Raw genomic sequence first — 14,443 nt, 5'->3', positions numbered from 1 at the left:
TTCCTTCGTCCGGACGGCGGCCAGAGTGCGGGGAAGCGGCCGCCGGGCGGTCACGCCCGGCTACGTCCCAGCTCGTTGTCGATGTAGGCGAAGATCTCGTCGGTCGTGGCGGTCCCGAGGTCGGTGCCCGTCTCCGGCTCGGCCGCGGGATCGGCCGTCGGCCGGTTGCGCAGCCAGCCGGACAGGATCCGGCGCAGCCGCTCGGCAACCGCGTCGTCACCCGCCGCGGGCGGCCCGGCGGGGACGGCCGCCAGCGCGGCCTCGAGCCGGTCGAGTTCGGCCTGGGCGGGCAGCACCGGCCCGGACGCCTCCGGCACCAGCTCGGTCAGCAGGAACCGGGCCAGCGCGCGCGGGGTGGGGTGGTCGAACACGAGGGTGGCCGGCAGTGTCAGACCGGTGGTGGACTTGAGCCGGTTGCGCAGCTCGACCGCGGTCAGCGAGTCGAAGCCCAGGTCACGGAACGCCTCGTCGGTGGGCACGAGCTGGGCGGAGACGTGCCCGAGCACCGCGGCGGCCTGCCCGCGGACGAGGTCGACGGCGTACCGTTCCCGGTCCTCGCCGAGGAGCTCACCGAGCCGGTCGCGCAGGGAGGCCGGCGAGGCCGGCGCGGCGTCGGCGGTCCGCCGCGCCGGAGCCTTGACGAGGGCCCGCAGCAGCGGCGGGACCGGGGAGCCGGAGGTTCGTACGCCGGCCAGGTCCATCCGCATAGGGAGCACGAACGCCTCGTCGAGCGTGGCCGCCGTGTCGAACAGCGCCATGCCTTGCTCGAAGGTGACGGGCAGGAGGCCGCCGCGGCGTGCCCGACCGGCGTCGGCACTCGCCAGGTGACCGGCCATGCCGACGTTGTGCGGGTCGGCGCTGGCCTCCCAGGCGCCCCATGCCAGTGACGTGGCGGGCAGCCCGAGGCTGCGCCGACGGGCGGCCAGGCTGTCGAGGAAGACGTTCGCTGCGGCGTACGCTCCTTGCCCGCTGCCGCCGAGGGTTCCTGCGGCCGAGGAGAACATCGCGAACATCGCCAGATCGGCGTCGGCGGTGAGCTCGTGCAGGTTCCAGGCCGAGTCGATTTTCGGGCGCAGTACGGTGTCGAGCTGCTCCGGGGTGAGGCCGGCGACGGTGCCGTCCCGCAGCACCCCGGCCGCGTGCACCACCCCGGTCAGCGGGTGCTCGTCGGGGATCGCGGCCAGGACCGCGGCCAGCGCCGCCCGGTCCGCGGCGTCACAGGCGGCGACGGTGGCCCGGGCGCCCAGGGCGGCGAGCTCGGCGACCAGCGGCGCGGTGGTGCGGGCCTGCTCACCCCGGCGGCTGAGCAGCAGCAGATGGCGCACGCCTCGCGCCGCGAGGTGCCGGGCCACGTGACCGGCGAGCAGCCCCGACGCGCCGGTGATCAGCACGGTGCCGTCGGGGTTCAGGTCACCGGACCGCTCGGTCCCGGTCGCCGGCACGAGACCGAGCCGCGGCACGGACACCTCCCCGGAGCGGACGGCGGCCTGGTACTCCTCGGCCGCCACGGCGGCGGCCACCGCGCGCGGCAGCACCTCCAGCGACGTGTCGTCGTCGTCGATGTCGACCAGCAGCAGCCGGTCCGGGTTCTCGGACTGGGCCGAGCGCAGCAGCCCCCACAGCGGCGACTGGACGATGTCGAGCGGTTCCCCGTCCCCGACCGGTACGGCCTCCCGGGTCACCACCAGCAGCAGTGAACCGGCGAACCGCTGCTCCGCCAGCCAGTCCTGCACCAGCCCGCTCACCCGGGTCAGCAGCCGGCGGGCGGCCCCGGGCACGTCGGTGCCCTCGAAGGCGCCCCCGAGCGTGTCGACCGGCAGCACCACGAGGTCGGGCACCCGGTCGGCGGAGGCCAGCGAGGACCAGTCGTCGTGCTGCCGCACCGAGCTGTCGTGGCGGGTCAGCGAGACGGTGACCGGCGAGTCACCGAGCACCGCCCACTGGCTGTCACCCGGGACGGAGCTGCCCAGGGGCAGCGGCACCCAGTCGAGCCGGAACAGGGACCGGTGCCGGCGGCCGGAGGCAGCCGGGGTGGCATCCCCGGAGACCTCACGCAGCAGCAGGGCGTCGGCGGAGACGACGAGGTTGCCCGCTTCGTCGACGGCGACCAGCGTCAGCGAGTCGGCACTGGTGAGCGTCATCTTGACCCGCATCGTCACGGCGCCCTCGGCATGCAGCTGCACCCCGGTCCACGTGAACGGCAGCCGCAGCACCTCGTCACTGCCCTGCGGCCGGGCGGAGATCAGCGAGTGGAACATCGCGTCGAACAGGGCCGGGTGCAATCCGAACACGGCGGCGTCGGCGCGTCCTGTCGGCGGGACGGAGACCAGGGCGAAGACCTCTCTGCCACGGACGTGCACCTCGCGCAGCCCCTGGAACGTCGGTCCGAAGGCGTACCCGGCGACGACCAGTTGCCGGTAGCACTCCTCGGCGGCGAAGGGCACCGTGTCGCGCGGCGGCCAGGTCAGCAGGTCGGACGGATCGGGAGCGGCGGGGGTCGCGGTGGCCAGCCAGCAGGTCGCGTGCAGGGTCCAGTCCTCGTCGAGGCCGTCGCCGGTGGGCTCGGGACGGGCGTGGACGGTGAGCTGGCGCTGCCCGGTGTCGAGCGGCGCGCCGATCACCACCTGTAGGGCGGTGGGGACGTCCGGGTCGAGCAGCAGCGGCGCCTGGACGGCCAGTTCCTCGACGCGGGGACAGCCGACCCGTTCGGCGGCCCGGAAGGCGATCTCCATGAAGGCCGTACCCGGAACGATCGTCATGCCGGACACCACGTGGTCGCCGAGCCAGGTCTGGTCGTGGACGCTGAGCCGGCCGGTCAGCAGCAGTCCGCCGCTGTCGGGCAACGGGACCTCCGCGGCGAGCATGGGATGGCCGGTGGCGACGAGGCCCAGTGAGGACACGTCACCGGCCGGGGCGGCGGCCTCGATCCAGAAGCGCTCGCCCTGGAAGGCGTACGTGGGCAGGGCGACCAGCCGGGCGCCGGCGTACAGCGGTCCGAAGTCGACCTCCGCGCCGCTGACGTGGGCCTGTGCCAGGGAGAGCAGAAAGCGGTCCAAGCCGCCCTCGGAGCGCCGCAGCGTGCTCCAGCTGTGGGCCTCGACGCCGCCTTCGTCGAGAAGATCCTGCACCGCCATCACCAGCACCGGGTGCGGGCTGGCCTCGAGCACCAGCCGGTGCCCGCGGGCCAGGGCTGCCTTGACCGAGTCCTCGAAGAGCACGGTCTCGCGCAGGTTGCGGTGCCAATAGGCGGCGTCGAGGTCGCCGGTCGAGCGCTCGTCGCCCTCGACGCAGGAGAAGAACGGGATGCTCGCGGTGGTGGACCGCACCGTGGCGAGCAGGCCGGCGAGCTCGTCGCGGATCTGATCGACCTGGGCGGAGTGGGCGGCGTAGTCGACGGGGATCAGCCGGGCGGTGACCCCGTCGCCCACGAGCACGGCGCGCAACTCGTGCAGCGCCTCGACCTCGCCGGAGACGACCACGGTCCGGGGACTGTTGATCGCGGCGACCGAGATGCGGCCGGCCCACGGCAGCATCCGCGGCTCGAGCTCCGCCCGGCCCAGCTGCACCGACATCATGCCGCCGAGGCCGGCGAGCCGCGTGAGGGCGCGGCTGCGCAGGGCCACGACCTTGGCCGCGTCGTCGCGGGAGAGTGCCCCGATCGCGCAGGCGGCAGCGATCTCGCCCTGGCTGTGCCCGACCACTGCGGCCGGTTCGACCCCGTACGAGCGCCACAGCGCGGCCAGCGACACCATCACCGCCCACAGCGTGGGCTGCACAACGTCGACGCGGCCGAGCATGGTGTCGTCGGTACCGCGCAGCACATCCACCGGTGACCAGTCGATCCACTCCGACAGCGCCAGCGAGCACGCCATGAACTCCGCGGCGAAGACCTCGGAGCTGTCGAGCAGCTCGGCGGCCATCCCGGCCCACTGCGAGCCCTGCCCCGGGAAGACGAAGACCACGCCGCCGCCACTGACGGCGCGTCCCTCGACGAGACCGGCTGCGGACTCGCCGTCGGCAAGGGCGCGCAGCCCCAGCAGCAGCTCGGCGCGGGTCCGGGCGACCACCGCCGCCCGGTGGTCGAAGACCGCCCGGCTCTCCACGAGCGACCGCCCGATGTCCCGCGGGGCCAGCTCCGGGTGCTCCTCGGCGAAGGCGTGGAGCCGGGCGGCCTGGGCCCGCAGCGCTTCCCTGGTACGGCCGGACAGCGTCCACACCACCGGCAGGTCCCCGGGCGGGGTGGCCGGCTCCTCGGCGGGCGTGCCGGGTGCCTCTTCGAGGATCACGTGGGCGTTGGTGCCGCTGATACCGAAGCCGGACACGCCGACGCGCCGCGGCCGGTCGCTACGCGGCCAGTCCCTGCGCTCGGTCAGCAGCTCGACGCCGCCCGACGACCAGTCCACCTCGGGGGTCGGCTCGTCCGCGTGCAGGGTGGGCGGCAGCACCCCGGCCCGCAGCGCCATGACCGACTTGATGACGCCACCGACACCCGCCGCGGCCTGGGCGTGTCCGAAGTTGCTCTTGAGCGAGCCGAGCAGGAGCGGGGGGCCGGTGCGGTCCCTGCCGTACGTGTTGAGCAGCGCGCCGGCCTCGATCGGGTCGCCGAGCGGGGTGCCCGTGCCGTGGGCCTCGACGGCGTCCACGTCGGCCGGGGCCAGGCCCGAGACGGCCAGCGCCTGCCGGATGACCCGTTCCTGGGAGGGACCGTTGGGGGCGGTCAGGCCGTTCGAGGCGCCGTCCTGGTTGACCGCGCTGCCCCGGATCACGGCCAGCACCCGGTGGCCGTGGCGCTGGGCGTCGGACAGCCGTTCCAGCACCAGCCAGCCCACGCCCTCGGCGAGGCCGAACCCGTTGCTGCCGGCGGCGAAGGCCCGCGACCGGCCGTCCGGCGAGAGTGCGTTCTGCATGCTGAACTCAATGAACTGGGTGGGCGTGCAGATGATCGAGCAGCCGCCGGCCAGGGCGAGCGAACACTCCCCGCCGCGCAGCGCCTCCGCGGCCAGGTGCAGCGAGACCAGCGACGAGGAGCAGGCAGTGTCGACGGTCAGCGCCGGGCCCTCGAAGCCGAGCTCGTAGGAGACCCGGCCGGACATGATGCTGGCGCTGGTGCCGGTGAGCCGGTAGCCGGACAGGTCGCCGGCCGCGCCGGACAGCAGCAGGGCGTGGTCCTGACCGTTGCTGCCGACGAACACTCCGGTGTCACTGCCGCGCAGTCCGGCCGGGTCGAGACCGGCGTGCTCCAGGCCCTCCCACGCCGTCTCCAGCAGCAGCCGTTGCTGCGGGTCCATGGCCAGGGCTTCCCGGGGATTGATGCCGAAGAAGCCCGCGTCGAAGCGGTCGGCGTCGCGGACAAAACCGCCGCGGCGGACGTACGAGCGCCCGGGCAGCCCGCGAGCGGGGTCGTAGAACGAGTCCACGTTCCAGCCGCGGTCCCCCGGGAGGTCGCCGGTGGCGTCGACGCCGTCGGCGACCAGCCGCCACAGCTCCTCCGGCGACCGCACGTCCCCGGGAAAGCGGCAAGACATGCCGATGACGGCGATGGGCTCGTCAACGGCACGGGCAGCGACCGGCCGTACGGTGTCCGGGTCCGCGTCGCCGAGCAGCAGCGTGCCCAGGTGCGCGCCCAGCGCGGCGGCGGAGGGGTGGTCGAAGACGACGGTGGTCGCCAGGGGCAGGCCGGTGACTGCTTTGAGCCGGTTACGCAGCTCCACCGCGCTCATCGAGGCGAAGCCGATGTCGCGGAAGGCCCGGGTGACCGGGACCGCCCGGGTGTCGGCGAAGCCGAGCACCGCGGCGGCCTCGGCGCGCACCAGGTCGAGGAGCGCCCGGGCGCGATCGGCCGGGTCGAGCCCGTTGAGCCGCTGGGCCAGCGCGGACGACGACTGGGCGACGGCGTCGACCGTACGCCGCAGGGGTGTCTGCACAAGGCCGCGCAGCAGCGGCGGCACGGCGCCCCGGACCCGGACGCGGAACGGCACCACGACGGGCTCGTCCACGGCGACGGCGGCGTCGAACAGGGCCAGGCCCTGGGCGGTGGAGGTCCACCGCCCCCAGGCGATCGACTGTCCACGCAGTCCGGAAGCCCGTCGTCGTTGTGCGAGCGCGTCGATGAAAGCACTCGCGGCGCTGCGCTCGGCACGCCCGGTGGCGCCGAGCACACCGTCGACGGTGGAGAACAGCACGAGGGCTGTCAGCGCCGAGCCGCTGGTCGCCCGGTCCAGTGCCCCGGCCGTGGCGATGGAGTCGGCGGCGTGCACGACGGCATCGGGCGCCACGGCGGCGACGAGGGCGGCGAGCGCGTCTTGGTCGGTGAGGTCGCAGACCACGACCTCGACGCCGGGCTGGTCCTGGTCCGATGTGCCGGCCAACACCACGCGCTTCGCGCCCCGGGCCGCCACATGCCGCGCGACCTCGGCGGCGCGGGTGCCGGCGTCGCCGGTGACCAGCACGGTGCCGGACCACGGCGCGTCCGCGGCACCCGCCGGGACGCGGGCAAGCCGGGGAACCGTGGCGGTCCCGGCATGGAGGGCGACGTCGTCCTCCCCGGCCGCGAGGGCGGCGGCGATGACCGCGGCGATCGGCTCGTCGGCGGAGCCGGTGTCCAGCAGCAGGATGCGGCCCGGGTGGGCGGCCTGAAAGGACCGGACCACGCCGCGTCCGGCCGCCTGGACCGGATCGGGCAGCTCGGCCCGGGCGTCACGGGTGCGGATGACCAGCGTCGTCGACTCGGCACGCGGGTTCGCCAGCCAGGAGCCGAGCAGCGTCCGCAGCTGCTCGGTGACCTGGGCGCCGGTGCCGTCGAGCGTCGGCGCGGCGAAGACGGCGTACCCGGCGGCCGGCCCGGTGAGGGAGTTCATCAGCGCCGCCGGATCGGTCCAGGTGACCGGCTCGTCACCGGCTTCCCCGGGTACGGCCAGCGGCCGCATCCGCACCCCGAACAGCTCGCTGGCGGGATCCGGGGCCAGGCCCGCCTCGGTCACCTCCCGCATCACCAGGGCGTCCACGGTCGCCACGGGCTCACCGGCCACGTCGGTGGCCAGCAACGCGATCGAGCCGTCGGAGCGCGGGCGTAACCGGATCCGCAGCGCGGACGCACCGGCGCCCAGCAGCCGGACACCCGTCCACGAGAACAGCATCCGCATGGCGCCGCCCTCCTGGGGACGGGCGGCGATCAGGGCGTGGAACGCGGCGTCGAGCAGGGCGGGGTGCAACCCGAAGCGTCCGGCGTCGGCCGCGGTGTCCTCGGGCAGGGCGACCTCGGCGTAGATGTCGGTGCCGTGCGACCACACGGCCCGCAGCCCTTGGAAGGAGGGCCCGTAGCCGTATCCGGCGGCGGTGAACCGCCCGTAGACGCCGTCGGTGTCCACCGCGGTCGCAGTGGCCGGGGGCCACGACGTCAGCTCGTCGGTGGGGGTGGCTGCGGCGTGCCCGAGCAGTCCGGTGGCGTGGCAGGTCCACTCGTCGCCGCCGGCCACCGCGCCGGGGATGTCGGGGCGGGACCAGACCGCCACGGAGCGTCGGCCGTCGTCCTGAGGGCCGCCGACGAAGACCTGCACCGCGACGCCGTCGTGCTCGGGCAGCGTCAGCGTCGTCTGCAGGGTCAGTTCCTCCACGGTGTCGCAGCCGGCCTGATCGCCGGCCCGGAACGCCAGCTCAAGGTGGGCGGTGCCGGGGAGCAGCGCGGAACCCAGCACGACGTGGTCGGCCAGCCACGGATGCGTACGGCGGGAGAGCCGCCCGGTCAGCAGCAGCCCGTCCGGCTCCGGCAGCGCGATCGCCGCGGTGAGCAGCGGATGATCCAGCGGCGTGAGCCCGACCGAGGACGCGTCGCCGCTCGTGGACCCGGGTTCGAGGCGGAATCGCTCGTGCTGGAAGGCGTACGTCGGCAGGGGCACCCGTCGCGCGCCGGTGCCCTCGAACACCACGCCGAGGTCGACCGGGGCGCCCTGCACGTGCGCCTGGGCCAGGGCCAGCAGGAACCGGTCGCGCCCGCCATCGCCACGGCGCAGGGTGGCGAGCGGGACGGCGGTGGCGCCGGTGTCGTCGATGATGTCCTGGACCGCCATCGCCACGACCGGGTGCGCGCTGACCTCCAGCATCAGCCGGTAGCCCTGGGCGAGCGCGGCCCGCACGGCCTGTTCGAACCGGACGGTCTGGCGCAGGTTGCGGTACCAGTGCCCGGCGTCGAGCCCGGCGGTGTCCATCCGGTCGCCGGTCACGGTCGAGAAGAACGGCACGTCGCTGGTGACGGGTCGCAGGGTGGCGAGCATCTCCTCGATCCCGGCACGGTGCGGGTCGAGCTGGGCGGAGTGGGCGGCGACGTTCAGGGTGAGCCTGCGGACGCGGACGCCCTCGGCGGCCAGCTGCCCGACCAGCTCGTCGAGGGCGGCGACCTCCCCGGACATGACCACCGCGTGGGGACCGTTGACCGTGGCGAGGGCGAGGCGGTCGCCGTACGGTGCGAGGCGTTCACCCAGTTCGTCGGCGCTGAGCTGGACGGCGACCATGCCGCCCCGGCCGTCCAGGTGCTGGTGCATGAAGCGGGCGCGGCCGGCGACGTAGCGGACGGCGTCCTCGCGGGAGACGGCACCGGCCACGTACGCGGCGGCGATCTCGCCCTGGCTGTGACCGATGACGCCGGACGGTTCGAGTCCGTACGAGCGCCACAGCGCGGCCAGGGCCACCATCACGGCGAAGAGCAGCACCTGGGTGGTCTCGAACTCGTCCAGGTCCGGCGCACCGGAATCCCCGCGCAGCGCCGCCAACGGCGACCAGCCCAGCCACGGCAGGAACGCCGCCTCGCAGGCCAGGAACTCGTCGCGGAAGACCGGCTCCTGCTCGAGCAGCTCCAGCGCCATGCCGCGCCACTGGGAGCCGTAGCCCGGGAAGACGAAGACGACCTTGTCACCGAAGTGGGCGGCACCCTGGACGACCGCGGCGGAGGGCTCGCCCGCAGCCAGGTCGGCCAGGCCCTGCATCAGAGCGGCCCGGTCGGAGCCGAGCACGACAGCCCGGTGTTCGAGCCGGCCGCGCGTGGTCGCCAGCGAGTAGGCGATGTCCAGCGCGGACAGCCGCGGATGCTCCTCGGCATGGGCGAGCAGGCGGCTGGCCTGTCCGCGCAGGGCTTCCTGGCTGTGGCCGGAGAGCACCCACGGCAGCAGCCCGAGCGTCCGGGTGACCTCCGGTCCGGTCTCGTCCCTGGGGGGCGCCTGCTCGAGGATCACGTGGGCGTTCGTGCCGCTGACCCCGAAGGAGGAGACGCCGGCGCGACGCGGGGCGCCGGTCTGCGGCCACGGGGTGGGTTCGGTCAGTAGGGCGAGACCGCCCCGCTCCCATTCGACCCGGCTGGTGCGCTGCCCGGCGTGCAGCGTGCCGGGCAGCAGCCCGTGCCGGATTGCCTGGACCATCTTGATGATGCCGCCGACCCCGGCGGCGGCCTGCGTGTGGCCGATGTTCGACTTGAGCGAGCCGAGCCACAGCGGCCGCTCCGCGGTGTGTTCCCGGCCGTACGTCTCGAGCAGCGCACCCGCCTCGATCGGGTCGCCCAGCGCGGTGCCGGTCCCGTGTCCCTCGACGGCGTCGATGTCGGCGGCGTTCAGCCCGGCGTCGTCGAGGGCGGCCCGGATGACGCGTTGCTGGGCGACGCCGCTCGGGGCGGTCAGGCCGTTGGAGGCGCCGTCCTGGTTGACGGCCGTGCCGGCCACGACGGCGAAGATCTCCCGTCCCTCGCGGAGGGCGTCGGAAAGCCGCTGCACGAGCACCCAGCCGACGCCCTCGCCCCAGCCGGTGCCGTCGGCGCCCTCGGCGTACGCCTTGCAGCGTCCGTCGGACGCCAGGGCGCCCTGCCCGCTCGACTCGAGGAACATCGCCGGAGTGGCCATCAGCGCGACGCCGCCGGCGAGCGCCATCGTGCACTCGCCGCGCCGCAGCGACTGCACCGCCAGGTGCAGCGAGACCAGGGAGGAGGAGCAGGCGGTGTCGACGGTCAGCGCCGGCCCCTCGAGCCCGAGGAAGTAGGAAACCCGTCCACTGAGCACGCTGGCGGTGGCGCCGGTCAGGCCCTGCCCGGCCATGTCGGCGTCGGTCCCGGACAGCACGATGACGTGGTCCTGGTTATTGCTGCCGACGAAGACCCCGGTACGCGTGCCGCGCAGCGAGCGGGGGTCGATGCCGGCCGTCTCCAGAACCTCCCACGCGCCTTCCAGCAGCAGCCGCTGCTGCGGGTCCATCGCGGTGGCCTCGCGCGGGCTGATGCCGAAGAAGCCGGTGTCGAACCGGTCGGCGCCGGCGAGGAACCCGCCCTCGTGCACGGCGATTGAGCCGGCGACCGTGTCGAGGTCCCAGCCGCGGTCCGTGGGGAAGCCGGTGATGGCGTCGCTGCCGGCCTCGACCAGCCGCCACAGTTCGTCGGGCGAGTCGACCTCGCCCGGGAACCGGCAGGACATCCCGACGATGGCGATCGGCTCCCGCTGAGCCTGCTCGAGCTCGCGCAGGCGCTCCTGGGTGTCGTGCAGATCCGCGCTGACCCACTTCAGATAGTCGAGCAGCGTCTTGTCGTCAGGCATGGATCTCCTACCATTCTCTGCGAGCGGAAGACGAGCGTGAGGGGAATCAGGAACGGGAGCCGCGGCCCAGCCGGGCGTCGATGAGCTTGAGAACGTCCTCCGCGTCGGCGGACTCGAGCGCGTCGGCGAAGTGCTGGGATCCGGCCGGGTCACCGGCGGCCGGGGCGGCTGTCCGGGAGCGCTCGTCGATGATTCTCCGTAGTCGGCGGACGAGCCGGCCGTCCACTTCGCTGTCGGGCGGCGTGGCGGCCAGCGTCGCCTCCAGCCGGTCCAGCTCCGCGAGCACGTCCGTTCCTGGGGCGGGACGGTCGGGGGTGAGCCGGTCGAGCACGAACCGGCTCAGTGCCTCGGCGGTCGGGTGGTCGAAGACCACGGTCGCCGGGAGGGTGAGGCCGGTGGCCACCTTGAGCCGGTTGCGCAGCTCGACGGCGGTCAGCGAGTCGAAGCCCAGGTCCCGGAAGGCGTCGCCGGGCGGGATCGAGGCGGCGGAGGTGTGCCCGAGTACGAGGGCGGCCTGCTCCCGGACCAGCTCGAGGGCGATGTGAGCTGCCTCGGCGGGCGGCAGGTCGCGCAGGCGCCGGGTCAGTGTCTGCCCGGCGTCGGCGGCCGGGGTGGTGGCGCTGGGGCGGCGCTGGCGGACGAGCCCGCGCAGCAGTGCGGGGACGTCGGGCGCGGCGGCGAGCCGGGCGGTGTCGAGCCGGATGGGCACCACGACGGGCTCGTCCCGGTCGAGCGCTGCGGAGAGCAGCGCGTGCCCGTCGGACTCGGTGATGGGCCGGGCGCCGGTGCGTTCCTGGCGGGCGCGGTCGGCGTCGCTGAGCCGCTCGGTCATGCCCCCGGTGGCGGCCCAGGGTCCCCAGGCCAGCGCCGTGCCGGGCAACCCTCGGTGATGGCGCAGGCCGGCGAGCGCGTCGGTGAACGTGTTGCCGGCGTTGTAGGCGGCCTGCCCCGCCGAGCCGAGGGCACCGGCGGCTGAGGAGTACATCGCGAAGTAGGCCAGATCGGCGTCCGCGGTGAGCTCGTGCAAGTTCCAGGCGCCGGCGGCCTTGATGGACAGGACATCGTGGACGCGGGCCGGGGTGAGGGCGGTGAAGGGGGCGTCGTCGAGGGCGCCGGCGGTGTGCACCACCGCGGTCAACGGATGCTCCACCGGCACCCCCGCGATCACCTCAGCCAACCCACCACGATCAGCCACATCACACTGCGCCACCGTCACCGACGCACCCGCCGCCACCAACCGCTCCACCAACTCCACCGGCGCCGCCCGCCGACTCACCAGCACCACCCGCCGCGCACCACGACGCACCACATGCTCCGCCGCAACACCACCCAACAACCCCGAAGCACCCGTCACCAACACCGTCCCCCCCGGATCCAACCCCCGCGGCACCCGCAACACCACCTTGCCCACATGACGCGCCTGCGACATGAACCGCAACGCCTCCACCGCACGCCGCACATCAAAAACCCGCACCGGCGGCAAACTCAACACCCCCGACGCGAACAACCCCATCAACCGCCCCAACAAACCACCCAACCGCTCCCGCCCGGCCTCCAACAACTGAAACGGCCGATAAACCACCCCCGGCACCGAATCACGCACATCAGCCACACCCATCTCCAAAAACTGACCACCCGGCCTCAACAACCCCAAAGACGCATCAACAAACTCACCCGTCAACGAATTCAACACCACATCAACAACCGGAAACCGATCCGCGAACTCCAACGACCGCGACGACGCCAACCGATCCCGCGGCACCCCCAACGCCTCAACCCGACCCCACTTCGACGGACTCGCTGTCGCATACACCTCCGCACCCACCAAACGCGCCACCTGAACAGCCGCCATACCCACACCACCAGCAGCAGCATGAATCAACACCGACTGACCACGACGCAACCCCGCCAAATCCACCAACCCGTACCACGCCGTCAAAAACGCCACCGGCACCGCGGCAGCCTGCTCAAACGACCACCCATCCGGAACCCGCACCAACCCCCGACAATCAACCACCACCACCGACGAGAAACCCTCACCAAAAAGCCCCGCCACCCGATCACCAACCGCAAACCCCGAAACCCCCGGACCCACCTCCAACACCACACCCGCACCCTCACTACCCAAACTCGGCTCACCCGGATACATCCCCAACACCATCAACACATCACGAAAATTCACCCCCGCCGCACGCACCCCCACCCGCACCTCACCCACACCCAACGGAGCCACCCCCACCGGCTCCACCACCAACCCCTCCAACACCCCCGGCACCCCCACCGCCAACCGCCAACCACCACCCGCAGGCAGCTCCAACAGCTCACTGCGGTTGGTCCGCTGGAGTCGGGGCACGCTCGCCTCGCCGGCGCGCAGGCTGAGCTGGTCCTCGTCGGCGGCCACGGCGGCGGGCACGGCGGCGGTGAGTGCGACGGCGGAACGGGGGTCCTCGTCGAGATCGGCCAGGAGCAGCCGGCCGGGGTTCTCCGTCTGGGCCGAGCGCAGCATGCCCCAGACGGCGGCTGACACCACGTCCGCCTCGGTTTCCGGGGCGTGCGCGTTGCGGGTCACCACGACCAGGCGGCTGGACTCGAACCGGTCGTCGGTCAGGAAGCCCTGCACGGCTGTGAGCACCTCACCGGTGACCGCGTGGACGGCGTCCAGCACCGCCAGGGGTGGCCGCGGAACGTCGAGCCGGACGAAGGGTGGCACACTTCCTTCCACGGTGGACAGCTGTGGCCACGGTGTGGTGTCCGGGGTGCCCAGCGGCAATGGCTGCCAGCCGGTGCGGAAGAGGTCGTCGGGAGGGCCGGAAACGGCCGGGGCAGCGGCAACCGTACGGGAAACGAGCGAACGTGCGGCCAGGACGAGCTTGCCGGTGTCGTCGGCGGCGAGGACCGCCATGGTGTCCTCGCTGTCGAGGGTGAGGCGGACGCGCAGGGAAGTGGCACCCACGGCGGCGAGGTGGACGCCGCTCCAGGAGAAGGGCACCTTGGTCACCGGGGGCGAGTTCTCGGCTGCGGCACTCGCGATGACCGCGTGCAGCGCCGCGTCGAGCAGGGCCGGGTGCAGCCCGAAGGCGCCGGCGTCGACGGGGAGTGTGACCTCGGCAAAGATCTCCTTGTCGCGGCGCCACACGCTGCGCAGGCCCTGGAACGCGGGGCCGTAGCCGTACCCGTGGCTGATCAGCCGGTCGTAGTCGACGGGGACGGGGACGACGTCTCGCGGTGGCCAGTCGGCGAGATCGGCGCCGTGCGGCGCGGCGGCGACGCGGGTGAGGACGCCGGTCGCGTGGCAGGTCCAGTCGGGAGAGTCCAGGGTCGTGTCGGGGCCGGCCGGGCGGGAGTGGACCGCGACGGGGCGCCGGCCGCCGTCAAGGGCAGGGCCGGCGGTGACCTGCAGGGCGACGGCCCGGTCGCCGAGCGGCAGGGGCGCGTGCAGGGTGAGTTCCTCGACGCCGGGCAGGCCGAGCCGGTGGCCGGCGTGCAGCGCGAGATCCAGCAGGGCCGTCCCGGGCAGGATCGGCGCACCGCCGACCACGTGGTCGGCGAGCCAGGGCTGCGCCGGCAGGGACAGGGTGCCGGTGAGCAGGGCCGTGCCGGTGTCCGCGACGCTGCTCTCGCCGGAGAGCAGCGGATGCCCGGAGTCGATCAGACCGATCGCGGTAGCGTCGGCCGCGGTGCCTGTGAGCCAGTAGCGCTCGTGCTGGAAGGCATAGGTGGGCAGGGCCTCCGGCACGGCACCGGGGAAGAGGGCGGCCCAGTCGACATCGGCGCCCCGGACCCAGATCTCGCCGACCGCGGTCAGCAAGGTGGCGGACTCGCCGTGACCACGACGCTGAGCGGCAACCCACTGTCCCTCACCCATGGCCGACAACACC

2 protein-coding genes are annotated in these 14,443 nt (G+C 73.6%); both read right to left on the bottom strand.

All coding sequences use genetic code 11. The features are described 5' to 3' along the window. Positions 1 to 50: 50 nt before the first annotated feature. Positions 51 to 10,565: an SDR family NAD(P)-dependent oxidoreductase gene (locus ACFHWU_RS24650; protein ID WP_416591725.1), complete on the bottom strand. Its 10,515-nt coding sequence runs from the start codon at positions 10,563 to 10,565 to the stop codon at positions 51 to 53. Positions 10,566 to 10,611: 46 nt separating this feature from the next. Beyond that, complete coding sequence (locus tag ACFHWU_RS24645; protein WP_416591724.1) at positions 10,612 to 14,430, bottom strand: SDR family NAD(P)-dependent oxidoreductase; 3,819 nt, start codon at positions 14,428 to 14,430, stop codon at positions 10,612 to 10,614. Positions 14,431 to 14,443 lie beyond the last annotated feature (13 nt).

Source organism: Micromonospora sp. LOL_015, assembly GCF_048060275.1.
GTDB lineage: Bacteria > Actinomycetota > Actinomycetes > Mycobacteriales > Micromonosporaceae > Micromonospora_E.
This window is presented reverse-complemented; position numbering and strand designations above follow the sequence as displayed.

What these genes read in the sequence shown, in the direction of transcription:
- ACFHWU_RS24650 (WP_416591725.1), bottom strand. Translation starts at nt 10,565, where the DNA reads ATGCCTGACGACAAGACGCTGCTCGACTATCTGAAGTGGGTCAGCGCG.
- ACFHWU_RS24645 (WP_416591724.1), bottom strand. Translation starts at nt 14,430, where the DNA reads ATGGGTGAGGGACAGTGGGTTGCCGCTCAGCGTCGTGGTCACGGCGAG.